Source organism: Pseudomonas sp. RG1, from assembly GCF_025910115.1.
Taxonomy (GTDB): domain Bacteria; phylum Pseudomonadota; class Gammaproteobacteria; order Pseudomonadales; family Pseudomonadaceae; genus Aquipseudomonas; species Aquipseudomonas atacamensis.
Window position 1 is genome coordinate 78856 of sequence record NZ_JAPCIK010000018.1, and the last position, 21196, is coordinate 100051.

Here is a 21196-nt window from a genome sequence, read left to right on the forward strand (position 1 = left end):
TAGTGCGAAGTCTCACGGTTTGGGTGCCTCTTTCTGACGCGCAGAAGCGGCATTAATTCCCAGGGCGTAACTATACAGAGGCTGCAATCATCATTCTCGTTGTTTTGTGCCCATTTTGCGGGGCTCGCGAAGTATTTTTGAATGATAAGATCGCCGCTTTACGAATTCCGAGGGAAGCGTTGTGCGCAAATTGGTTTGGCTGGTAGCGGCACTGGCATTGGCAGGCTGCGGTGAAGGCAAGAATGTAGATGCGCCGAAGCCTGAGACGAAGGTCGCGGCAGCGCCGGCGGCCGCCGCGCCACAGTGGGATCTGGAAGTGCGTGGCGAGACTCCTCAGGCCGTCAGTGACCTGAGCGGCTGGTTGATCGAGCACGCTTTCGTTCCGACGGTCGTCAAGGACGGCAGCGGTAAAACACGAATTCTGATCGGTCCGTTCAATTCCCAGGCTGACGCCGAGGCGCGCAAGGTGCAGGTCGATGCAGCGCTGGTAAAAGCCAAGAAACAAAATATCGAATCGGTGGTGATCGAGCATCCGCTAACGCCATAAGCGAAGCGCCTTCAAAACACGCTGAACAGACATTAAAAAGGCCTCGAGCATAACGCTCGAGGCCTTTTTATTTCCGCTGCAATCAGCCGCAGGCTTTCAGATTTACCGAGCCGACAAACTCGTTGCCGCGCCCCATCACGCACGCCACGCTCTGGTTGCGCTGACGTTCCCAATCCTGCACTGGATAGGTCTTGTCCCACGCTTCGTACAACTGCCGATCCTGCTTCGATAGGCGCAGTCCGTATTGTTTGCTCATATAAAAATACGTGCGGGCGATCATGCCGCGAATCGAAGGGCGGGGCATGACCTTCTTGGTCTTGAAGTCGACCTGCGTCAGGCAGGAGCCATATTGGCCGGACTGCACCGGCAACCAGCCGTAGCTGAAGTTGCTGCGGTCACCGTTGACCTCGCCAATGCTCGGCACCAGATTGTGCAAGTCAGCTTCGGCCTTTTGATAAACAGGATCGTAACGCGTGCAATTCTTGCGTCCGCCTTGCTGCCAGCACTGCCGCTGATGGCCGATCTGCCAGGCCGGCACGATGTGCTCCCATTCGATTCTCGATGCACGCTTGGCGTTCTTGCGAGGCACATAGCCGCAAGCCTTCAGGTCGACCTTGTTGCCGGTGTACTTGCAGCCGCAGTAAAACTCCGTGGACTGCGGTGCATAAAGTTTCCACGCGGCTTTCTTGGCTTCGGAAAATGTACGTGGGGCGCCAGCCTGGGCGCCCATGGCGAAAAACAACAACAGCAAAGCAACACAGCGGACACTCATTGAGTCAATCTTCCTTCGGCACAACCCAAAAAATCTGCACGCCACCGTCATCGCGATAAGCGAGGGTAACGTTGTCGTTCTCGTCGATTTCCTCGAGCAAGCGCTCCCAGTCATCCATCGGCTCATCCGGCAGACGGAAAATCAGTGCGGCTTTGGCTTTTTGTGCGGTGGGGGAATTGATGATTTTCTGAACGCGCATACCCATGCGTTCGTAAGCGTCAGAAGCAGCAGGAGAGGTGGCCACGAGGTTATCCTTATTAAGCTGTACGTGCATACAGTATTTAACTGTAGGCGATTTCGCAACTGCTTAAAATTCAAGAAAATCCTCTGACAGCGGGTTTCCGGTTTTGGTGTAGGGCTTGTCGAGATTTTTGTGGGAAAAGTATTGGAAGGGTGTAAGCGGGGCACCACCTGCCAAGCTGGCAGGTGATGCGCAATTGCCCGATCGAGACGTGATCAGGCGATGTTCAATCAGTATTCCCAGAACATCCGTTGCAGCTCTTTACTGTCGTTGGTCTTGGTCAGCGCGACCATCGCCAGGATGCGGGCTTTTTGCGGGTTCAGATCGTGAGCGACAACCCAGTCGTATTTGTCGTCAGGCTGTTCGGCGTTACGCAGGACAAAGCCGCCAGCGTTGACGTGGGACGAGCGAATGATCTGCACGCCATCCTTGCGCAGGGCTTGCAGGGATGGAACCACGCGAGAGGATACCGAACCGTTGCCAGTGCCGGCGTGGATGATGGCTTTGGCGCCGGCTTGCGCCAATGCCTTGTAGGCGGTATCGCTGACGTTGCCGTAGGAATAGGCAATTTCTACGTCAGGCAGGCTCTTGATGTTTTTGATGTCGAATTCCGAATCCATGGTGTGCCGCTTGGCCGGCAGGCGGAACCAGTAGGATTTGCCTTCGACCACCATGCCCAGTGGACCCCAGGCGCTCTTGAATGCTTCGGTCTTGATGTTGATCATTTTGCTGACGTCGCGACCGGACTGGATCTCGTCGTTCATGGTCACCAGCACACCTTTGCCGCGCGCTTCTTTGCTGCTCGCCACGGCGACGGCGTTGTACAGGTTGAGCATGCCGTCTGCCGACATGGCAGTGCCCGGACGCATCGAACCGACGACGATGATCGGCTTGTCGGTTTTCTCGACCAGGTTCAGGAAGTACGCGGTTTCCTCGAGGGTGTCGGTGCCGTGGGTGATAACGATGCCGTCCACGTCCTTGCTGTCAGCCAGTTCGGAAACGCGACGACCCAATTGCAGCAGGTTGTCGTTGGTGATGCTTTCCGAAGCGATCTGCATGACTTGTTCGCCACGCACGTTAGCCAGTTTGCTCAACTCGGGAATGCCGGCTATCAGTTGCTCGATACCGACTTTCGCTGCCTGGTAAGTGGCACTGTTGGCGGCACTGGCGCCAGCGCCGGCGATGGTACCGCCGGTGGCGAGAACAACGACGTTGGCCAGTTTGGTCTGGGTTTCGGCTTCTTTTGCCTGAAGGGCAGCGGGCAGGAGCAGGAGGAGGGCCAATGCGCCCGGAATCAAGGTATTAAAAGCAGATTTCATTATTTTTCTCTCTAGTCGTGAGACGGTGCTGATGCAGGTTCATCTAGATGCGCCCCAAGCCGATCTGAATGCTTGAGGTGCAAGGACGGGAGCAGGATTCATACCATGCGTAATGTGCTGGCGGAAAATGTTTAACCCAATGATTTAAATCAACATTTGTCGGTGGCTGGAGCATCGTTGAGGACCCACCCATCCGGGATTCCGAACGATGGCGGGATTCTTGTTCGGCTCGCCGATAGGCAATCTCTGAAAAGCCAGGCGGGTGACTAATCCTTGCTAAAGAAATGTGCTCCCAGGCCGATGCGTCCTCAAGGAAACCAAATCTTAGGAGTTCACATGTCACTGACGGTCGGTTTTGCCAATCCCGCTGCAGTCACCATCGGCGGTAAAACAGCAGCCACGATCAACACCCTGAACGACGCGACCAATGAGGCATCGGCGCAGGCGCTGGGTACCGAAAAGACTGAGAAGAATCAGGTCAGAACCGGTGGTGGTCCTGTGCAGGAAAACAGTGAAACCGAGGCTGACAGCAATCTCAGCATTACCGTCAAGACACTGCTCAAGCGGATGAAGGAGTTGCAAAAACAACTTCAGGAGCAGCAGCAGCAACTGGCTGCGGCTCAGGCCGCAAGCTATCCGACTCCCGAAGCGAAATCCCAGGCAGTGATGTCGATTCAGGGCCAAATCGCGCAAACCAGCGCCGCACTGGCGGAAGTGGCGGGTGCGTTGGTCAAGGAGATGTCGAAAAGCGCTCCCAGCGGCGGCTTGGTCAATACGACTGCCTGAAGCGCCAAATTGCCAATTCGGCGATTCGGCCTACAACAAAAGACGATTTCTGATTGTTGACAAATGCCGGCGGGATTCTCATAGTTCGGTCTACGCAAACGTTTGCGCGGCTTGGAAGGGTATTATCTCCCGAAGCCGTGACGTAGCTTACGTCAGCGCAAACGTTGCTCACAATAATCATAAGATCGGAGTGAACCCATGAAGCTGCCCTTCGCCGCACGTCTTCTTGCTGTCGCTATGCTGGCTACCACAGCCGCCGCACTACCTGTCTCCTCGGCGTTCGCCGAATCTGCAGAAAAGCCCAAAGTCGCGCTGGTCATGAAATCTTTGGCCAACGAATTCTTCCTGACCATGGAAGACGGCGCCAAGGCCTACCAGAAAGAACACTCCGCCGATTTCGATCTGATCTCCAACGGTATCAAAGACGAAACCGACACCGCTGGCCAGACTCGCATCGTCGAACAGATGATCCTGGCCAAGGTGAATGCACTGGTGATCGCGCCTTCTGACTCCAAGGCCATGGTGCCGGTGATCAAGAAGGCCGTAGACGCCGGTATCACGGTGATCAACATCGACAACCAGCTCGATCCCGCCGTGGTCAAAAGCAAAAACATCAACGTGCCGTTCGTAGGTCCGGACAACCGCAAGGGTGCACGTCTGGTTGGCGAATATCTGGCCAAGCAACTGAAGGCGGGCGACGAGGTCGGCATCATCGAAGGCGTGTCCACCACCACCAACGCGCAGGCGCGCACGGCCGGTTTCAAGGACGCGATGGAAGCCGCGCAGATCAAAGTGGTCTCGCTGCAGTCCGGTGACTGGGAAATCGACAAGGGCAACAAGGTTGCGGCTTCGATCCTCAGTGAATACCCGGATGTCAAAGCGCTGCTGGCCGGTAACGACAGCATGGCAGTCGGTGCCGTTTCCGCAGTCCGTGCCGCTGGCAAGGCAGGGCAGGTAAAAGTCGTCGGTTACGACAACATCAATGCGATCAAGCCAATGCTCAAGGACGGTCGTGTGCTGGCGACGGCTGACCAGTTTGCAGCCAAGCAAGCCGTGTTCGGCATCGAAACCGCACTGAAGATCATCAAAGGCGAGAAAGTCGACAGCGGTGCCAACGGCGTGATCGAAACACCGGTCGAGCTGGTCACCCAGTAAGTCATCTGGCGACACAACGGCGCTCGTCCGTCCGGGCGAGCGCATGGAGATTTCTATGTCAGTTTCCGCCCCGAACGCTGTCCTCTCGGTCAGCGGTATCGGCAAGACCTATGCGCAACCGGTGCTTACCGGCATCGATCTGACGCTGATGCGCGGTGAAGTACTGGCGCTGACCGGCGAAAATGGTGCCGGCAAAAGTACCCTGTCGAAGATCATTGGTGGTCTGGTCACGCCCAGTACCGGCCAGATGCAATTCCAGGGCAAGGACTACCGCCCTGGCAGCCGTACCCAGGCCGAAGAGCTTGGCGTGCGCATGGTCATGCAAGAACTCAATCTGTTGCCGACGCTGTCGGTGGCGGAAAACCTGTTTCTGGATAATCTGCCGAGCAGCGCTGGCTGGATCAGTCGCAAGCAGTTGCGCAAGGCGGCCATCGAAGCCATGGCGCAGGTCGGCCTCGATGCGATCGACCCGGACACACTGGTTGGCGAGTTGGGTATCGGTCATCAACAGATGGTCGAAATCGCGCGCAACCTGATTGGCGATTGCCACGTGCTGATCCTTGATGAGCCGACCGCGATGCTCACGGCGCGCGAAGTCGAAATGCTCTTCGAGCAGATCACCCGATTGCAGGCTCGCGGCGTTTCCATCATCTATATCTCTCATCGTCTCGAAGAACTGGCGCGGGTGGCCCAGCGTATTGCCGTGCTGCGTGACGGCAATCTGGTCTGCGTCGAGCCGATGGCCAACTACAACAGCGAGCAACTGGTCACCTTGATGGTCGGTCGCGAACTGGGTGAACACATCGACATGGGGCCGCGCAAGATCGGCGCTCCGGCGCTGACGGTCAACGGCCTGACGCGTTCGGACAAAGTCCGCGACGTCTCCTTCGAAGTGCGTGCCGGGGAGATTTTCGGCATTTCCGGATTGATCGGGGCAGGGCGCACGGAATTGCTGCGGCTGATATTCGGTGCCGATGCTGCCGACAGCGGCACCATCGCGCTCGGCTCCCCGGCCAAGGTCGTGAGTGTCCGCTCGCCAGTCGATGCCGTACGCAATGGCATCGCGTTGATCACCGAGGATCGCAAGGGCGAAGGGCTGCTGCTCAGTCAGTCAATCAGCGCCAACATCGCCTTGGGCAACATGCCGGAAATCTCCAGTGGTGGTTTCGTCAACAACGGCGACGAAATCTCACTGGCGCAGCGTCAGATCGAAGCCATGCGTATCCGTAGTTCTAGCCCGACGCAGCTGGTCTCGGAACTGTCCGGCGGCAATCAGCAGAAGGTCGTGATCGGCCGCTGGCTGGAGCGCGACTGTTCGGTGCTGCTGTTCGACGAGCCGACTCGCGGGATTGATGTCGGCGCCAAGTTCGACATTTACGGTTTGCTCGGCGAGTTGACCCGCCAGGGCAAGGCATTGGTCGTGGTGTCCAGTGACTTGCGTGAGTTGATGCTGATCTGCGACCGGATCGGCGTGCTCTCGGCGGGACGTCTGATCGACACCTTCGAGCGCGACAGCTGGACCCAGGATGATTTGCTTGCCGCCGCTTTCGCCGGCTACCAGAAACGTGATGCGTTGCTCAATGAAGCGGCGCCTAGGGATCTCCCATGAAAACTGCATCTTCTGCCAGTAAACGTAGTGGCAATTTCTTTGGCCTGGGTACTTATCTGGGCCTGGCCGGTGCCTTGCTGGCGATGATTGCGCTGTTCTCGGTCCTGAGCAGCCATTTCCTCTCGTACAACACCTTCAGCACCCTGGCCAACCAGATTCCCGACCTGATGGTGCTGGCCGTGGGCATGACCTTTGTGCTGATCATCGGCGGCATCGATTTGTCCGTCGGCTCGGTGCTGGCGTTGGCCGCATCGACGGTCAGCGTTGCGATTCTCGGCTGGGGCTGGAGCGTTTTGCCAGCGGCGCTGCTCGGCATGGCGGTGGCGGCTCTGGCCGGCACCATCACTGGCTCGATCACCGTGGCCTGGCGGATTCCGTCGTTCATCGTCTCCCTCGGCGTGCTGGAAATGGCCCGCGGTGTGGCGTATCAGATGACCGGGTCGCGGACTGCGTACATCGGCGATGCGTTCGCCTGGCTGTCGAATCCGATCGCGTTCGGTATTTCACCCTCGTTCATCATCGCTTTGCTGGTGATCTTCATCGCGCAGGCAGTTTTGACCCGCACTGTTTTCGGCCGCTACCTGATCGGCATCGGCACCAACGAAGAGGCGGTTCGGCTGGCCGGGATCAATCCCAAGCCCTACAAGATTCTGGTGTTCAGCCTTATGGGCCTGCTGGCGGGCATTGCCGCTCTGTTTCAGATTTCGCGTCTGGAGGCGGCTGACCCGAACGCAGGTTCGGGCCTGGAACTGCAAGTGATCGCGGCGGTGGTTATCGGCGGTACCAGCCTGATGGGCGGGCGCGGTTCGGTGATCAGCACTTTCTTTGGTGTGTTGATCATTTCCGTGCTCGCGGCCGGTCTCGCGCAGATTGGTGCGACGGAGCCGACCAAGCGCATCATCACCGGTGCGGTAATCGTTATCGCTGTGGTGCTCGACACCTATCGCAGTCAACGCGCCAGTCGCCGGGGCTGAACCATGGCAACGATCAAGGATGTAGCGGCGCTCGCGGGCATTTCCTACACCACCGTGTCGCACGTGGTGAACAACACCCGCCCGGTCAGTCAGGAAGTGCGGCGCAAAGTCGAGGCGGCGATCAAGAGCCTCGACTACGTGCCAAGTGCCGTGGCGCGCTCGCTGAAAGCCAAGACTACGGCGACCATCGGCCTGCTGGTGCCTAACAGCCTCAACCCGTACTTCGCTGAATTGGCGCGCGGAATCGAGGATTACTGCGAGCGCAACGGCTATTGCGTGATCCTCTGTAACTCCGACGACAACCCGGACAAGCAGCGCAGCTATTTGCGTGTGTTGCTGGAAAAGCGCATCGACGGTTTGATCGTCGCCTCCGCCGGCGGTGACAGCGGTCTGGCGCAAGGGCTGGCGGGCGTGAAGACGCCGATGGTCATCGTCGACCGGGGCCTGGAAGGTGTAAATGCCGATCTGGTGCGCATCGACCACGAATACGGCGCTTATCTGGCAACCCGTCATCTGCTCGAGTTGGGGCATCGCGACATCGCCACGATCGGCGGTCCGGCCAGTACCAGCGTGGCGCAAATGCGTCAGGCCGGTTATTGCCGAGCGCTGCAAGAGGCGGGAATCGAGGTGCGCGAAGAGCGCATGCTGGAAAGCGACTTCACCAGCACCGGCGGTTACAACGCCGCTGCCCGGCTGCTTGAAAGCCATCCGCCCAGTGCGATTTTTGCCGGCAACGACATGATTGGTATCGGTGTGCTGCGTGCGGCGGCCGAACGTAACGTGCGAGTGCCGGCCGAGCTGTCGGTGATCGGCTTCGATGACATTCAGATGAGTCGTTATGTCTATCCGGCGCTGACCACGGTCGGCCAGTCGATCCTGCAACTGGGCGAGATGGCCGCCGAAGTGCTGTTGCGCAGAATTGCTGCGCCGGAATCGGGCACTGATCAACGCATCGTGACCCCGAGTATTGTCCTGCGCGAATCGACCGCGCCGCTGTCCGGCGTGTTCACCGAATATCGCTGAAACCGAATTGATGAGTAGTGATGTATGCCAGCAAATGTAGTGGTAATAGGCAGCCTGAACATGGACCTGGTCACCCGGGCGCCACGGCTGCCGCGCGGCGGTGAAACGCTGATCGGTCATTCCTTTGCCACTGTGTCGGGCGGCAAGGGCGCCAATCAGGCAGTTGCCGCTGCTCGTCTGGGCGCGCAGGTGGCGATGATCGGTTGTGTGGGAAATGACGACTACGGTGTGCGATTGCGCGATGCCTTGCTCGCCGAGCACATCGACTGCCAGGCTGTCAGCGTCGTAGAAGATTCCAGTGGCGTGGCGCTGATTGTGGTGGATGACAACAGCCAGAACGCCATTGTGATTGTCGCCGGTGCCAACGGCGCAATGACGGAAGCAGTAATTGACCGTTTTGATGCGGTTTTGCAAGCCGCCGATGTGGTGATCTGTCAGCTCGAGATTCCCGATGCGACGGTCGGGCATGCGCTCAAGCGTGCACGTGAACTGGGCAAGACCGTCATCCTCAATCCGGCGCCGGCGAGCCGTCCTTTGCCGGCAGACTGGTTCGCGGCGATCGACTATCTGATTCCTAACGAGAGCGAAGCCGCCGCGTTGAGCGGGCTCGCTGTCGACTCGTTGCAGTCGGCAGAAACGGCTGCCACTCAATTGATTGCCATGGGCGCCGGTAAAGTCATTGTCACGTTGGGCGCGCAGGGTTCGTTGTTCGCCAATGGCAAGGGCTTCGAACACTTCCCCGCGCCGACCGTGAAGGCGGTCGATACCACGGCCGCAGGCGACACCTTTGTCGGCGGTTTCGCCGCAGCGCTGGCCGATGGCAAATCCGAGGACGAGGCGATCCGCTACGGTCAGATCGCCGCTGCACTGTCGGTTACCCGCGCCGGTGCACAACCGTCGATTCCAACCATGTCCGAAGTACAGGCGTTCAGACCCGCATGAAAAAGACTCCATTACTCAACGTCGCGCTGTCGCGACTGATCGCTTCGCTTGGCCACGGTGACATGGTCGTGATCGGCGACGCCGGTTTGCCCGTGCCGCCGGGTGTCGAGCTGATTGATCTGGCGCTGACCCCTGGCATCCCTGATTTCGTCAGCACGCTGAAAGTCGTACTCAGCGAGATGCAGGTGGAAAGCCATGTGCTGGCCAGAGAGATCTTCGATAAGCAGCCCTCGGCGCTGGCCGATCTGGACGCGATGAACGAAGAGGGCGCGCTGGGCCGTAGGGATCTGCTCACTCACGAGCAGTTCAAGGTACTGAGCCGACAAGCCAGGGCGATCATTCGTACAGGAGAATGTCAGCCGTACTGCAACATCGTTCTGGTCGCCGGAGTTACATTCTGATTTCCGATTTCACCTGCACAAGGAATGCGCTATGCAACGCTATGCTGAAAAACTCCATCAACTGCTTCGGGGTCTGCTGCTTTTGTCCGTGATAACTGCGACCGGCGCTCAGGCGGCGGAAAAGATCGACCTGATCATCGACACCGATCCGGGCGCTGACGACGTGGTCGCCTTGCTCTTTGCCCTCGCTTCGCCGGATGAGTTGAATATCCGAGCCTTGACCACCGTCGCTGGCAACGTGCGCCTGGACAAGACTTCGCGTAACGCGCGGCTGGCTCGCGAATGGGCAGGGCGCGAAGACGTGCCGGTTTACGCTGGCGCACCGAAGCCACTGATGCGCACGCCGATTTACGCCGAGAATATTCATGGCAAGGAAGGCTTGTCGGGCGTGACGGTTCACGAGCCGAAGAAAGGCCTGGCGAAAGGAAATGCGGTCAATTATCTGATCGATACCCTTAAGTCCGCCAAACCCCACAGCATCACCATCGCCATGCTCGGCCCGCAGACCAACCTGGCTCTGGCGTTGATCCATGAACCGGAGATCGTTCAGGGCATCAAGGAAGTGGTGATCATGGGCGGGGCGCATTTCAACGGTGGCAACATCACCCCTGTGGCTGAATTCAACCTGTTCGCTGATCCGCAGGCTGCCGAGGTGGTGCTCAAGAGCGGGGTGAAACTCACCTATCTGCCGCTGGACGTAACCCACAAGATCTTGACCAGTGACGCGCGCCTGAAGCAGATCGCGGCGCTGAACAACAATGCGAGCAAGATCGTCGGCGACATTCTCAACGAATACATCAAGGGCGATATGGAGCACTACGGCATTCCCGGCGGCCCGGTGCATGACGCCACCGTTGTGGCGTATCTGCTCAAGCCTGAGTTGTTTACCGGTCGGGCGGTCAACGTCGTGGTGGATAGCCGTGAAGGACCGACATTCGGCCAGACCATCGTTGACTGGTATGACGGCCTGAAAGCACCGAAGAATGCATTCTGGGTCGAAAATGGCGACGCCCAGGGATTCTTTGATCTGCTGACCGAGCGCCTGAAACGCCTGAAATAAGTCGTCAACCCGCAGGCAGTTTGCCTGCGGGTTTTCACTGCGGCTGTTCGGCCTGGCCGATCGGATAGCGTTCGAATACCTGATTGATAAAATGCTGCGCCGCTTCTATCCCCAGCTCCTTGACCAGTAAATCAATGCCGATCAGCGCCAATTCTTCCGTCGTGCCGGGGCTGTAAGAGCTGTGTCCTTCGGCCCATTTGGCGTTGATGGCGGCGTCGATGCTTACACTGGTCATGGGAGGCTCGAAAGGTCAGGGTGTCTGTTTTTCGAGTTAACCATTTTGCGCGGCGTTTGGCACTGCGACTTAGGCATGAGCGGAGCGCTATGCGACACTTGGTCTCCTCCGGCTTACCAAGGACCCTGTTGTGCAGATCGATCTGAATAGCCCTGACGGCCTCACACTCGATGCAGTGCGCCAATTGCTCGCCTCGGCCAGTGACGACGTACACAACCAATTGCGCGTAACCAAAGACGGCATCGCCTATCTGTCAACCGTGACCGGTGGGCAGGATATCGACGGTCTGCTGTTTCGCCTGGAAACCTGGGCAAAGGGCTCCGGCTATGTGGGGAACGTCGCAGCCAGCGATGAAGTCTGGGTGATGCAGATTTTCAACGCGCTCAAGGACAACTGGCCGAATCCGCCGTATGACTACATCGACGTTTATTGAGGTCGTTAATATTCAGTCACGATTGTTTGATGAGTCGCCGCGCGCAGCTCAGGCACACTCGGCATTTTTCCGCTCGTGGGGCAGGGCATGGCTTGAGCCTTGAAACCAAACGCCGCATTGGCGGTCGCACGATCTCTGCTTAAACATTTGAAAACAAGGAGGCTTCATGCCTTTGAAGTTCGCGACACTGGGTGCACTTATGGCCGCTGCGCTGTTGGCTGGTTGCAGCACAACCTCCAGCGAGTCGGCAAAGGAACCCGTGGCTGCTGAATCGGGAAACAGCCGCTGCGAAGCATCGGCAGCGCAATTCGCCATCGGCAAGAAGGCATCCCCTGAATTGCTGGATCAGGCACGTGCCAAGGCTGGGGCGCAAAATGCGCGCTTTCTCAAGCCAAACGACATGATCACCCTGGAATACCGCTCCGATCGCCTGAACCTGAACACCGACAACAACCTGGTGGTTACCCGCGTCAATTGCGGCTGAACACTTTGTTCAAGACATAAAAAACCCCGTCACTTGGACGGGGTTTTTTTAGTGCGCCGAGAAATTACTCTGGGCGAACCTGTGCAGCTTGCATACCCTTTTGGCCTTTCTCAGCCACGAAAGAGACGGTCTGGCCTTCTTTCAGGCTTTTGAAACCGTCGGATTCGATAGCTTTGAAGTGTACGAACAGGTCGTCACCGCCACCTTGAGGAGTGATGAAGCCGAAGCCTTTTTCATCGTTGAACCATTTAACGGTGCCGGTTTGGCGATTAGACATGGTGTATCTCCAAGAAACATATATTTTCAGTAGTACTGTGCTGCTCAGGCCAACTGGGCACACCCGGGTATCATAGTCGAAATGTTCGCTTTGGGAGCCCCCCGGACGTGCTGTTTGCCAATCAGTCGTGTTTTCTTTACCACCCGTTTCTGCTGAAAGCCCCGGTTTGAAAGGCTTTCAGCGAAACGTAAAGACGATAAAAAAACCTGTAAAACCTGCATAAATCGTCTGAAAAGGCTCATTTCCAGCACTTTTTTCCGCCTTTCAGCCGATATTAATACCCGGTTTTCTTATTTTTTCGGGGCGGTATTTGCCTTGCATTTGGCGATCTGGCCAAGGGCTTTCTGTTGCAATTCAGGAGTCGCCTTGTTGTCCATCAGCGCCTGAATGTCGCTGGCCGGATAGGACTTGATGGCGTCAGCTCCGCAAGCGCAGTGGGACTTCGCCGCAGCAGCACCGATTTGCTGGGTCGCAGCCTGAGTGCACTGGGCCATGTACTTTTCGCGCTCGCCTTTCGGCCAGTCGGCATGGGCGCTCAGTGGCAGCAGCAGGACGACGGGGGCGACGACGGCGAATAAGCTTTTCAGACGCATGCGAGGATGCTCCTTGTGGGTCAATGTCTTGTTATCTGAGGGCGCAAGGGCCGATCAAGTTCAGCACTCTGGCATAAAATCGGACATTTCGCCTTCTGCCAAATCAGGGCGTGAGCGACCGCTCATCTGTGCTAGCATGCCGGGCTCAAGCGTTCTCAGGCTTCGGATGACCTTCAGTCCCGAAGCGGTCGGCGTGCGATTTTTTCCGATTTGAATCCCAGTCACTCTGGTTCGGTTTTCCGGTTGGCCGCAAGGCTCCTGCCGCTGTAAGGCAGGCGTTCGTCATTGAATGGCCTGGATCGGATCTTGTACTGGCTCATCCCAACCCACGTGACCTTTGGTAGGGGTCACCACTAGGAGAGGAGGCGCCATGCCAACTATTACTCTTCCCGACGGCAGTCAACGTTCATTCGATCACCCGGTTTCCGTAGCCGAGGTCGCCGCATCCATTGGTGCAGGTCTGGCCAAGGCCACGCTCGCCGGCAAGGTCAATGGCCAACTGGTCGACGCCAGCGACATCATCAGCAGCGACGCGACCCTGCAAATCATTACGCCAAAGGATGAAGAGGGGCTGGAGATCATTCGCCACTCTTGCGCGCACCTGGTTGGCCACGCGGTCAAACAGCTGTACCCGACCGCGAAGATGGTCATCGGCCCGGTCATCGACGAAGGCTTCTATTACGACATCGCCTACGAGCGTCCATTTACGCCGGAAGACATGGCGGCCATCGAACAGCGCATGCAGCAGCTGATCGAGAAGGATTACGACGTCATCAAGAAAGTCACTCCGCGCGCCGAAGTGATCGAAGTGTTCAAGGCCCGTGGCGAAGACTACAAGCTGCGCCTGGTCGAAGACATGCCGAACGAGCAGGCCATGGGTCTGTACTATCACGAAGAATACGTTGACATGTGCCGCGGTCCGCACGTGCCGAACACGCGTTTCCTGAAATCCTTCAAGCTGACCAAGCTGTCGGGCGCCTACTGGCGTGGCGACGCCAAGAACGAGCAGTTGCAGCGCGTTTACGGCACTGCCTGGGCCGACAAGAAGCAACTGGCGGCATACATCCAGCGCATCGAAGAAGCCGAGAAGCGCGATCACCGCAAGATCGGCAAGCGCCTGGGCCTGTTCCACACTCAGGAAGAGTCGCCGGGCATGGTGTTCTGGCACCCGAATGGCTGGACTTTGTATCAGGTGCTCGAGCAGTACATGCGCAAGATCCAGCGCGACAACGGCTACCTTGAGATCAAGACTCCTCAAGTCGTCGACCGCAGCCTGTGGGAGAAATCCGGGCACTGGGCCAACTACGCCGACAACATGTTCACCACTCAGTCGGAAAACCGCGACTACGCCATCAAGCCGATGAACTGCCCGTGCCATGTGCAGGTGTTCAATCAGGGCCTGAAAAGCTACCGTGAGTTGCCGATGCGTCTGGCCGAGTTCGGTGCCTGCCACCGTAACGAACCGTCGGGTGCGTTGCACGGCATCATGCGTGTGCGAGCGTTCACCCAGGACGACGCGCACATTTTCTGCACCGAAGAGCAGATGCAGGTCGAGTCCGCTGCGTTCATCAAACTGACCATGGACGTCTATCGCGATTTCGGCTTTACCGAAGTCGAGATGAAGCTGTCCACTCGTCCGGAAAAACGTGTCGGCTCCGATGAGCTGTGGGATCGCGCTGAAGCAGCATTGGCTGCAGCCCTTGATTCTGCTGGCCTGCCGTACGATCTGCAGCCGGGCGAGGGTGCTTTCTACGGGCCGAAGATCGAGTTCTCGCTGAAAGATTGTCTCGGTCGAGTCTGGCAGTGTGGTACCTTGCAGCTCGATTTTAACCTGCCTGTCCGTTTGGGCGCTGAATACGTCTCCGAAGACAACAGCCGCAAACACCCAGTGATGTTGCACCGCGCGATCCTCGGTTCGTTCGAGCGTTTCGTCGGGATTCTGATCGAGCACTACGAAGGTGCCTTCCCTGCGTGGCTCGCGCCAACCCAGGCGGTGATCATGAATATCACTGATAAACAGGCAGATTTTGTTGCAGAGGTTGAAAAAACTCTCAACGAAAGCGGATTTCGTGCCAAGTCCGACTTGAGAAATGAAAAGATCGGCTTTAAAATCCGCGAGCATACTTTGCTCAAGGTTCCCTATCTTTTGGTTATCGGAGATAAGGAAGTCGAGATGCAGACTGTCGCTGTGCGTACTCGTGAAGGTGCTGACCTGGGCTCGATGCCCGTCGCCCAGTTCGCTGAGTTTCTCGCGCAAGCGGTTTCCCGGCGTGGTCGCCCAGATTCGGAGTAATTATTATTAAGCGTGAAATGAGACAAGATAAACGAGCTGCACCGAAAGCCCCGATCAACGAGAATATCTCGGCACGCGAGGTTCGGTTAATTGGCGCTGATGGCGAGCAGATTGGCATCGTCTCGATTGATGAAGCGCTTCGTATCGCTGAAGAAGCAAAGCTTGATCTGGTGGAAATCTCCGCAGATGCAGTCCCGCCTGTTTGCCGGGTGATGGACTACGGCAAATCGATCTTCGAGAAGAAGAAGCAGATTGCTGCGGCGAAGAAAAACCAGAAGCAGATTCAGGTTAAAGAAATCAAGTTTCGTCCAGGGACGGAGGAAGGGGATTACCAGGTAAAACTGCGCAACCTGGTACGTTTCCTGAGTGACGGGGACAGGGCCAAGGTATCCTTGCGATTCCGCGGCCGTGAGATGGCCCACCAGGAGCTGGGGATGGAACTCCTCAAGCGGGTTGAACAAGACCTGCTCGAGTACGGTTCGGTCGAACAGCATCCTAAGATGGAAGGACGCCAGCTGATCATGGTCATCGCCCCGAAAAAGAAGAAGTAATCAACAGGGCACGGCAGGCCTTCTGATTATGTTTATCAACTGAATGCGGAGTATCCGAACATGCCAAAAATGAAAACCAAAAGTGGTGCTGCCAAGCGGTTTCTGAAAACTGCTAACGGCATCAAGCACAAGCACGCTTTCAAGAGCCACATCCTGACTAAAATGTCGACCAAGCGTAAGCGTCAACTGCGCGGTAGCAGCTTGCTGCATCCGTCTGACGTGGCAAAAGTCGAGCGCATGCTGCGCCTTCGTTAATTTAGTCAAGAATAGAGGAAGTAACTCATGGCTCGTGTAAAGCGTGGCGTCATTGCCCGTAAGCGTCACAAAAAAATTCTGAAACTTGCTAAAGGCTACTACGGCGCACGCTCCCGCGTATTCCGTGTTGCCAAGCAAGCGGTAATCAAGGCAGGCCAATACGCCTACCGTGACCGTCGTCAGAAAAAACGTCAGTTCCGCGCTCTGTGGATCGCTCGTATCAACGCTGGTGCTCGTGTTAACGGTCTGTCCTACAGCCGTTTCATCGCTGGCCTGAAAAAAGCGTCCATCGAGATCGACCGCAAGGTTCTGGCTGATCTGGCAGTGAACGAAAAAGCGGCGTTTGCTGCGATTGTCGAGAAAGCTAAAGCCACCTTGGCTTAAGTACCCCCGACAGTCACCCGGCCTCACCTCTGTGGGGCCAGGTGTTAAACGTCATAAATAGGGGAAGAGCCTTCAAGCTCTTCCCCTATTTTGTATCTGGAGTCTGTACATGGAAAACCTGGATGCGCTGGTCTCTCAAGCACTAGAGGCTGTGCAAAGCGCTGAAGATATCAATGCCCTGGAACAAATCCGGGTTCAATACCTTGGCAAGAAGGGCGAATTGACTCAGGTGATGAAGACCCTGGGTAATCTGCCGGCCGAAGAGCGTCCGCAAGTCGGTGCGCTGATCAACGTTGCCAAGGAACGTGTTACAGGCGTTCTCAATGCGCGCATGGCATTGTTTGAAGAAGCCGAGCTGGCTGCCAAACTGTCTGCCGAATCCATCGACGTGACGTTGCCGGGCCGTGGCCAGACCTCTGGCGGTCTGCATCCGGTCACCCGGACTCTGGAGCGCGTTGAGCAGTTCTTCACCCGCATTGGCTACGGCATTGCCGAAGGCCCAGAGGTCGAAGACGACTACCACAACTTTGAAGCGCTCAACATCCCAGGCCATCACCCGGCCCGGTCGATGCATGACACCTTTTATTTCAATGCCAACATGTTGCTGCGCACCCATACCTCGCCGGTACAGGTCCGCACCATGGAGTCCAAGCAGCCGCCGATCCGCATCGTCTGCCCGGGCCGTGTGTATCGCAGCGACTCCGATATCACCCACTCGCCGATGTTCCACCAGGTCGAAGGCCTGCTGGTTGATCGCGATATCAATTTTGCCGATCTCAAAGGCACCATCGAAGAATTCCTGCGGGTGTTCTTCGAGAAAGAACTGGCCGTGCGTTTCCGTCCTTCGTACTTCCCGTTCACCGAGCCATCCGCTGAAGTCGATATGGAATGCGTGATGTGCAGTGGCAAAGGCTGCCGCGTCTGCAAGCAGACCGGCTGGCTGGAAGTGATGGGCTGCGGCATGGTTCACCCGAACGTGCTGCGCATGTCCGGCATCGACCCGGAAGAGTTCTCCGGCTTTGCCTTCGGCATGGGCGTCGAGCGTCTGGCCATGCTCCGTTACGGCGTGAACGACTTGCGTCTGTTCTTCGACAACGACTTGCGGTTCCTCGCGCAATTTCGCTAGTCGTAACGAATTCTTAGGAGAGCAGGATGAAATTCAGTGAACAATGGCTGCGTGGCTGGGTCAGCCCGCAGGTAGATCGCGACGAGCTGGTTGCCCGTCTGTCGATGGCCGGTCTTGAGGTCGATAGCGTTACTCCGGCCGCCGGCGTATTCAGTGGTGTGGTGGTGGGTGAGGTGCTGAGCACCGAGCAGCATCCGGACGCCGACAAGTTGCGCGTATGCCAGGTCAGCAATGGCGCGGAAACCTTCCAGGTCGTGTGCGGAGCGCCAAACGTGCGCCCGGGCCTGAAGATTCCATTCGCCATGATCGGTGCCGAACTGCCGGGCGACTTCAAGATCAAGAAAGCCAAGCTGCGTGGCGTCGAGTCGAACGGCATGCTGTGCTCGCAAGCCGAATTGCAGGTTGGTGAGGGCAACGACGGTCTGATGGAGCTGCCGGCCGATGCGCCGGTGGGCGAAGATTTCCGTGTGTATCTGGATCTGGAAGACGCCAGCATCGAGGTTGACCTGACCCCGAACCGTGGTGACTGCCTGTCCCTGGCCGGTCTGGCTCGTGAAGTCGGCGCGCTGTACGCCGTGCCGGTAACCCGTCCTGTGGTGGCTGCGGTTGCAGCGGTACACGACGAAGTCCGTTCGGTCGAGGTGCTGGCCCCAGCTGCCTGCCCACGTTACTTGGGTCGGGTCATCCGTAACGTCGACCTGTCCAAGCCAACTCCGCTGTGGATGGTTGAACGTCTGCGTCGCGCTGACGTGCGCAGCATCGACGCTGCCGTCGACATCACCAACTACGTGATGCTCGAGCTCGGCCAGCCACTGCACGCTTTCGATCTCGCCGAAATCAATGGCGGCATTCGTGTGCGCATGGCTGAAGAGGGTGAGAAGCTGGTTCTGCTTGATGGTCAGGAAGTCAGCCTGCGTAGCGATACGCTGGTCATCGCTGACCACACTCGTGCACTGGCGATCGCCGGTGTCATGGGTGGCGAGCACAGCGGTGTTTCCGCGACCACCCGTGATGTGTTCCTCGAATCTGCGTTCTTCGATCAGATTGCGGTTGCCGGCAAGGCACGTTCTTACGGCTTGCATACCGACGCTTCGCATCGCTACGAGCGTGGTGTTGACTGGCAGCTGGCACGTGAAGCCATGGAGCGCGCCACTGGCCTGCTGCTGGAAATCACTGGCGGCGAAGCGGGTCCGATCATCGAGACCGTCAGCGAGCAACATCTGCCATCGATTGCACCGATCACTCTGCGCGCTCAGCGCATCGCGCAGATGCTTGGCATGGAGATGGATTCGGCACAGGTCGAGCGTCTGCTCAGTGCCTTGGGCCTGAACATCACCGCTGAGGGCGAAGGGCAATGGCACGTTGAAGTTCCAAGCCACCGCTTTGATATCAGTCTGGAAGTCGACCTGATCGAAGAGCTGGCTCGCCTGTACGGTTACAACCGTCTGCCGGTTCGCTACCCGCAAGCGCGTCTGGCGCCACAAGCCAAGGCCGAAGCGCGTAGTGATCTGCCTGAGTTGCGTCGTCTGCTGGTTGCTCGTGGTTATCAGGAAGCGATCACTTACAGCTTCATCGATCCGCGTCAGTTCGAACTGTTCAATCCAGGCGTCGAGCCGCTGTTGCTGGCCAACCCTATCTCCAATGACATGGCGGCCATGCGTTCGTCGCTGTGGCCTGGCCTGGTCAAGGCGTTGCAGCACAACCTCAACCGTCAGCAGGATCGCGTGCGTCTGTTCGAGAGCGGCCTGCGCTTCGTCGGTCAGCTTGAGGGCTTGAAGCAAGAGCCTATGCTGTCCGGGGTTGTTTGCGGGAGTCGCTTGCCGGAAGGCTGGGCGCAGGGTCGGGATACCGTCGACTTCTTCGACGTAAAGGCTGACGTGGAAGCGGTACTGGGTTTCGCTGGTGCCCTGGATTCGTTCACCTTTGCTCCGGGTAAGCACCCGGCGCTGCATCCGGGTCAGACCTCGCGCATCGAGCGTGAAGGTCGCGAGGTAGGCTATATCGGTGCAATTCACCCTGAGCTGTCAAAGGCGCTGGGGCTGGATCGTCCGGTGTTCGTCTTCGAGCTGGTTCTGGCGGAAGTGGCGCTCGGTAAAATGCCGAAATTCCACGAGTTGTCGCGCTTTCCTGAAGTGCGTCGTGACCTTGCACTGATCGCGCACAAAGACGTCGCGGCCTCGGCTGTGCTGGACGTAATCCGTGAAAATGCAGGCGAATGGCTCACAGAGCTCAGGCTGTTTGACGTGTATCAAGGTAAAGGTATTGATCCTGATAGAAAAAGCCTTGCAGTTGGCTTGACCTGGCAGCATCCATCGCGCACTCTTAATGACGATGAGGTGAATTCGACGACGCAAAATATCCTCACCTCGCTCGAACAAAGGTTGAACGCCACGTTAAGGAAGTGACGTATGGGGGCTTTGACGAAAGCTGAGATGGCGGAACGTCTGTATGAAGAGCTGGGCCTGAACAAGCGGGAAGCCAAGGAATTGGTAGAACTGTTTTTCGAGGAAATCAGGCACGCTCTTGAAGACAATGAGCAGGTCAAATTGTCCGGTTTCGGCAATTTCGACCTTCGGGACAAACGCCAGCGGCCTGGCCGCAACCCGAAAACGGGGGAAGAAATCCCGATCACGGCTCGCCGTGTGGTCACCTTTCGTCCAGGGCAGAAGTTGAAGGCCCGAGTTGAGGCTTATGCTGGAACCAAGTCATAACGACGAACTACCCGTCATCCCGGGCAAACGCTACTTCACCATTGGTGAAGTCAGCGAGCTGTGTGCCGTAAAGCCACACGTGCTGCGCTACTGGGAGCAGGAGTTTCCTCAGCTCAACCCCGTCAAACGCCGCGGGAATCGCCGGTATTATCAGCGCCAGGACGTGCTGATGATCCGGCAGATCCGCGCGCTCCTTTACGATCAGGGTTTCACCATCGGCGGCGCACGTCTGCGTCTGTCCGGCGACGAAGCCAAAGACGATACCACCCAGTACAAACAGATGATTCGTCAGATGATTGCCGAATTGGAAGATGTCCTGGTGGTGCTCAAGAAATAAAAAGCGGCGTTTGAATACTTCCAGTTTTCAAACGCTTGCGATATATTCTTGAGCGCTCTTCGAGGTGAAGAGCGAGATGCAACATCAGTCGGGGCGTAGCGCAGTCCGGTAGCGCACTAGCATGGGGTGCTAGGGGTCGAGTGTTCGAATCACTCCGTCCCGACCATATTTTTCAATGACTTAGGCCAATGTTCACAGCATTGGCCTTTTTCATGTGTTTGAGATGCGCGGGGCTGCTCGATCACGCCTGCGACTCGCACTACCAAGTGTTTGGGTTGGTCAGAATGTCCGCTCGTCGAGCAAATAGCACTCTCTGTGCGCCGATCTCCTCTCACTTATTAAGCGCAGCCCCTGCGCCACTGATGGGAGAGAATGATGATCGACGACAACAATGGCCCTGAAGCGTCATATCCGGGACCAAGTGAGCAAAACCCTGACACTGGCGAGGGCCATGATTCCGGCTTGGAGCAAGCTGATTCTGAGCCAAAGCAGGGTACCGACGAACGACCAGAGGACTGGAATCCGCCACCCGGCAATCCTGGTTCAGATCAAGATGCCCAGACCGGTCGCGATAACGGCGGCGCAAAATAGGCGCATCGAATTATTTCGTGTACGAGACCCGGCCATCGCGCCGGGTTTTTTATTGCCACCGAATCCTCTCCCAACGTAGCCGAGATTTATGTGGGGA

General features: G+C 57.4%; 26 protein-coding genes and 1 tRNA gene. 21 read left to right on the forward strand and 6 right to left on the reverse strand.

The features are described from left to right. The first annotated feature begins 181 nt into the window (after positions 1 to 181). Entirely contained in the window at positions 182 to 547 is a 366-nt protein-coding gene (locus tag OK411_RS10920) for an SPOR domain-containing protein (protein ID WP_024012401.1), read from the forward strand. A gap of 82 nt (positions 548 to 629) precedes the next feature. On the opposite strand, the gene OK411_RS10925 is transcribed toward OK411_RS10920, so the two are convergent. The 3 genes from OK411_RS10925 to OK411_RS10935 all read right to left on the reverse strand — a co-directional run bounded on the left by OK411_RS10925 (position 630) and on the right by OK411_RS10935 (position 2879). After that, positions 630 to 1319: an endonuclease gene (locus OK411_RS10925; RefSeq protein WP_136493973.1), complete on the reverse strand. Its 690-nt coding sequence runs from the start codon at positions 1317 to 1319 to the stop codon at positions 630 to 632. Between the two features lie 4 nt (positions 1320 to 1323). Continuing rightward, positions 1324 to 1593 (reverse strand): DUF1654 domain-containing protein, encoded by a 270-nt coding sequence (locus OK411_RS10930; protein WP_136493974.1) that lies wholly within the window; start codon positions 1591 to 1593, stop codon positions 1324 to 1326. A 197-nt stretch (positions 1594 to 1790) separates the two neighbouring features. Next, positions 1791 to 2879, reverse strand: coding sequence for an asparaginase (locus tag OK411_RS10935; protein ID WP_125915872.1), 1089 nt, complete (start codon positions 2877 to 2879; stop codon positions 1791 to 1793). 336 nt (positions 2880 to 3215) lie between these two features. Between OK411_RS10935 and OK411_RS10940 the strand changes: the two genes are divergently transcribed. From OK411_RS10940 to OK411_RS10975, 8 genes are all read left to right on the forward strand, one after another. Further along, entirely contained in the window at positions 3216 to 3665 is a 450-nt protein-coding gene (locus OK411_RS10940) for a hypothetical protein (RefSeq protein WP_016774037.1), read from the forward strand. Positions 3666 to 3863: 198 nt separating this feature from the next. Next, positions 3864 to 4820: a sugar ABC transporter substrate-binding protein gene (locus tag OK411_RS10945; protein ID WP_071171729.1), complete on the forward strand. Its 957-nt coding sequence runs from the start codon at positions 3864 to 3866 to the stop codon at positions 4818 to 4820. A gap of 55 nt (positions 4821 to 4875) precedes the next feature. Next, positions 4876 to 6429: a sugar ABC transporter ATP-binding protein gene (locus OK411_RS10950; protein WP_122751120.1), complete on the forward strand. Its 1554-nt coding sequence runs from the start codon at positions 4876 to 4878 to the stop codon at positions 6427 to 6429. Beyond that, positions 6426 to 7403 (forward strand): ABC transporter permease, encoded by a 978-nt coding sequence (locus OK411_RS10955; protein ID WP_016774040.1) that lies wholly within the window; start codon positions 6426 to 6428, stop codon positions 7401 to 7403. The genes OK411_RS10950 and OK411_RS10955 overlap by 4 nt, the downstream gene beginning before the upstream one ends. Before the next feature lie 3 nt (positions 7404 to 7406). Then, positions 7407 to 8426 carry a LacI family DNA-binding transcriptional regulator gene (locus tag OK411_RS10960; protein ID WP_110598886.1) on the forward strand — a complete coding sequence of 340 codons (1020 nt, stop codon included), beginning with the start codon at positions 7407 to 7409 and terminating at the stop codon, positions 8424 to 8426. Between the two features lie 24 nt (positions 8427 to 8450). Further along, the gene (gene rbsK, locus OK411_RS10965) at positions 8451 to 9368 is read left to right on the forward strand and encodes a ribokinase (protein WP_110598888.1); all 918 of its coding nucleotides are present in this window, start codon (positions 8451 to 8453) and stop codon (positions 9366 to 9368) included. Next, positions 9365 to 9769 (forward strand): D-ribose pyranase, encoded by a 405-nt coding sequence (rbsD, locus tag OK411_RS10970; RefSeq protein ID WP_024012406.1) that lies wholly within the window; start codon positions 9365 to 9367, stop codon positions 9767 to 9769. The genes rbsK and rbsD overlap by 4 nt, the downstream gene beginning before the upstream one ends. A 31-nt stretch (positions 9770 to 9800) precedes the next feature. Then, positions 9801 to 10829, forward strand: coding sequence for a nucleoside hydrolase (locus tag OK411_RS10975; RefSeq protein ID WP_217879712.1), 1029 nt, complete (start codon positions 9801 to 9803; stop codon positions 10827 to 10829). A gap of 34 nt (positions 10830 to 10863) precedes the next feature. Here OK411_RS10975 and OK411_RS10980 read toward each other — a convergent pair whose 3' ends face one another. Beyond that, positions 10864 to 11064 carry a hypothetical protein gene (locus OK411_RS10980; RefSeq protein WP_016774045.1) on the reverse strand — a complete coding sequence of 67 codons (201 nt, stop codon included), beginning with the start codon at positions 11062 to 11064 and terminating at the stop codon, positions 10864 to 10866. Positions 11065 to 11194: 130 nt separating this feature from the next. On the opposite strand from OK411_RS10980, the gene OK411_RS10985 reads away from it, so the two are divergent. Continuing rightward, positions 11195 to 11497: a hypothetical protein gene (locus tag OK411_RS10985; RefSeq protein WP_016774046.1), complete on the forward strand. Its 303-nt coding sequence runs from the start codon at positions 11195 to 11197 to the stop codon at positions 11495 to 11497. A 166-nt stretch (positions 11498 to 11663) separates the two neighbouring features. After that, the gene (locus OK411_RS10990) at positions 11664 to 11981 is read left to right on the forward strand and encodes an I78 family peptidase inhibitor (protein WP_016774047.1); all 318 of its coding nucleotides are present in this window, start codon (positions 11664 to 11666) and stop codon (positions 11979 to 11981) included. A gap of 64 nt (positions 11982 to 12045) precedes the next feature. Here the strand turns inward: OK411_RS10990 and OK411_RS10995 are convergent, their stop codons facing one another. Together OK411_RS10995 and OK411_RS11000 are read right to left on the reverse strand one after the other, a co-directional pair. After that, positions 12046 to 12258, reverse strand: coding sequence for a cold-shock protein (locus OK411_RS10995; RefSeq protein ID WP_003179963.1), 213 nt, complete (start codon positions 12256 to 12258; stop codon positions 12046 to 12048). A gap of 290 nt (positions 12259 to 12548) precedes the next feature. Continuing rightward, positions 12549 to 12851 carry a hypothetical protein gene (locus OK411_RS11000; RefSeq protein ID WP_016774048.1) on the reverse strand — a complete coding sequence of 101 codons (303 nt, stop codon included), beginning with the start codon at positions 12849 to 12851 and terminating at the stop codon, positions 12549 to 12551. Between the two features lie 370 nt (positions 12852 to 13221). Here OK411_RS11000 and thrS point away from each other — a divergent pair, with 370 nt between their 5' ends. The 10 genes from thrS to OK411_RS11050 all read left to right on the forward strand — a co-directional run bounded on the left by thrS (position 13222) and on the right by OK411_RS11050 (position 21099). Next, positions 13222 to 15144 (forward strand): threonine--tRNA ligase, encoded by a 1923-nt coding sequence (gene thrS, locus OK411_RS11005; protein ID WP_136493977.1) that lies wholly within the window; start codon positions 13222 to 13224, stop codon positions 15142 to 15144. After that, complete coding sequence (gene infC, locus OK411_RS11010; protein WP_169432615.1) at positions 15144 to 15695, forward strand: translation initiation factor IF-3; 552 nt, start codon at positions 15144 to 15146, stop codon at positions 15693 to 15695. Before thrS ends, infC begins: the two co-directional genes overlap by 1 nt. Positions 15696 to 15755: 60 nt before the next feature. Then, positions 15756 to 15950 (forward strand): 50S ribosomal protein L35, encoded by a 195-nt coding sequence (gene rpmI / locus OK411_RS11015; RefSeq protein ID WP_002553160.1) that lies wholly within the window; start codon positions 15756 to 15758, stop codon positions 15948 to 15950. A gap of 27 nt (positions 15951 to 15977) precedes the next feature. Next, positions 15978 to 16334 carry a 50S ribosomal protein L20 gene (gene rplT, locus OK411_RS11020; RefSeq protein ID WP_002553161.1) on the forward strand — a complete coding sequence of 119 codons (357 nt, stop codon included), beginning with the start codon at positions 15978 to 15980 and terminating at the stop codon, positions 16332 to 16334. Between the two features lie 109 nt (positions 16335 to 16443). Beyond that, positions 16444 to 17460, forward strand: a complete 1017-nt coding sequence (gene pheS, locus OK411_RS11025; protein ID WP_003226365.1) for a phenylalanine--tRNA ligase subunit alpha — start codon at positions 16444 to 16446, stop codon at positions 17458 to 17460. Between the two features lie 26 nt (positions 17461 to 17486). Then, positions 17487 to 19865 (forward strand): phenylalanine--tRNA ligase subunit beta, encoded by a 2379-nt coding sequence (gene pheT / locus OK411_RS11030; protein ID WP_136493978.1) that lies wholly within the window; start codon positions 17487 to 17489, stop codon positions 19863 to 19865. Between the two features lie 3 nt (positions 19866 to 19868). After that, positions 19869 to 20171: an integration host factor subunit alpha gene (gene ihfA / locus OK411_RS11035; RefSeq protein WP_002553164.1), complete on the forward strand. Its 303-nt coding sequence runs from the start codon at positions 19869 to 19871 to the stop codon at positions 20169 to 20171. Next, on the forward strand, positions 20152 to 20508 hold the full coding sequence (locus OK411_RS11040) for a MerR family transcriptional regulator (protein ID WP_003179985.1): 357 nt from the start codon (positions 20152 to 20154) through the stop codon (positions 20506 to 20508). The genes ihfA and OK411_RS11040 overlap by 20 nt, the downstream gene beginning before the upstream one ends. An 89-nt stretch (positions 20509 to 20597) precedes the next feature. Next, positions 20598 to 20674, forward strand: a tRNA-Pro gene (locus tag OK411_RS11045). A 209-nt stretch (positions 20675 to 20883) separates the two neighbouring features. Further along, positions 20884 to 21099, forward strand: a complete 216-nt coding sequence (locus tag OK411_RS11050) for a hypothetical protein (protein WP_136493979.1) — start codon at positions 20884 to 20886, stop codon at positions 21097 to 21099. The last annotated feature ends 97 nt before the right edge of the window (positions 21100 to 21196 follow it).

Coding starts and splice junctions, on each gene's coding strand:
- rbsD (WP_024012406.1), top strand. CDS start 9,365: ATGAAAAAGACTCCATTACTCAACGTCGCGCTGTCGCGACTGATCGCT.
- OK411_RS10950 (WP_122751120.1), top strand. CDS start 4,876: ATGTCAGTTTCCGCCCCGAACGCTGTCCTCTCGGTCAGCGGTATCGGC.
- OK411_RS10980 (WP_016774045.1), bottom strand. CDS start 11,064: ATGACCAGTGTAAGCATCGACGCCGCCATCAACGCCAAATGGGCCGAA.
- OK411_RS10925 (WP_136493973.1), bottom strand. CDS start 1,319: ATGAGTGTCCGCTGTGTTGCTTTGCTGTTGTTGTTTTTCGCCATGGGC.
- OK411_RS10990 (WP_016774047.1), top strand. CDS start 11,664: ATGCCTTTGAAGTTCGCGACACTGGGTGCACTTATGGCCGCTGCGCTG.
- OK411_RS10960 (WP_110598886.1), top strand. CDS start 7,407: ATGGCAACGATCAAGGATGTAGCGGCGCTCGCGGGCATTTCCTACACC.
- OK411_RS10975 (WP_217879712.1), top strand. CDS start 9,801: ATGCAACGCTATGCTGAAAAACTCCATCAACTGCTTCGGGGTCTGCTG.
- rpmI (WP_002553160.1), top strand. CDS start 15,756: ATGCCAAAAATGAAAACCAAAAGTGGTGCTGCCAAGCGGTTTCTGAAA.
- thrS (WP_136493977.1), top strand. CDS start 13,222: ATGCCAACTATTACTCTTCCCGACGGCAGTCAACGTTCATTCGATCAC.
- ihfA (WP_002553164.1), top strand. CDS start 19,869: ATGGGGGCTTTGACGAAAGCTGAGATGGCGGAACGTCTGTATGAAGAG.
- OK411_RS10930 (WP_136493974.1), bottom strand. CDS start 1,593: ATGCACGTACAGCTTAATAAGGATAACCTCGTGGCCACCTCTCCTGCT.
- pheT (WP_136493978.1), top strand. CDS start 17,487: ATGAAATTCAGTGAACAATGGCTGCGTGGCTGGGTCAGCCCGCAGGTA.
- OK411_RS10945 (WP_071171729.1), top strand. CDS start 3,864: ATGAAGCTGCCCTTCGCCGCACGTCTTCTTGCTGTCGCTATGCTGGCT.
- OK411_RS10955 (WP_016774040.1), top strand. CDS start 6,426: ATGAAAACTGCATCTTCTGCCAGTAAACGTAGTGGCAATTTCTTTGGC.
- OK411_RS10940 (WP_016774037.1), top strand. CDS start 3,216: ATGTCACTGACGGTCGGTTTTGCCAATCCCGCTGCAGTCACCATCGGC.
- OK411_RS10995 (WP_003179963.1), bottom strand. CDS start 12,258: ATGTCTAATCGCCAAACCGGCACCGTTAAATGGTTCAACGATGAAAAA.
- rplT (WP_002553161.1), top strand. CDS start 15,978: ATGGCTCGTGTAAAGCGTGGCGTCATTGCCCGTAAGCGTCACAAAAAA.
- OK411_RS11040 (WP_003179985.1), top strand. CDS start 20,152: ATGCTGGAACCAAGTCATAACGACGAACTACCCGTCATCCCGGGCAAA.
- OK411_RS10935 (WP_125915872.1), bottom strand. CDS start 2,879: ATGAAATCTGCTTTTAATACCTTGATTCCGGGCGCATTGGCCCTCCTC.
- rbsK (WP_110598888.1), top strand. CDS start 8,451: ATGCCAGCAAATGTAGTGGTAATAGGCAGCCTGAACATGGACCTGGTC.
- pheS (WP_003226365.1), top strand. CDS start 16,444: ATGGAAAACCTGGATGCGCTGGTCTCTCAAGCACTAGAGGCTGTGCAA.
- OK411_RS11050 (WP_136493979.1), top strand. CDS start 20,884: ATGATCGACGACAACAATGGCCCTGAAGCGTCATATCCGGGACCAAGT.
- OK411_RS11000 (WP_016774048.1), bottom strand. CDS start 12,851: ATGCGTCTGAAAAGCTTATTCGCCGTCGTCGCCCCCGTCGTCCTGCTG.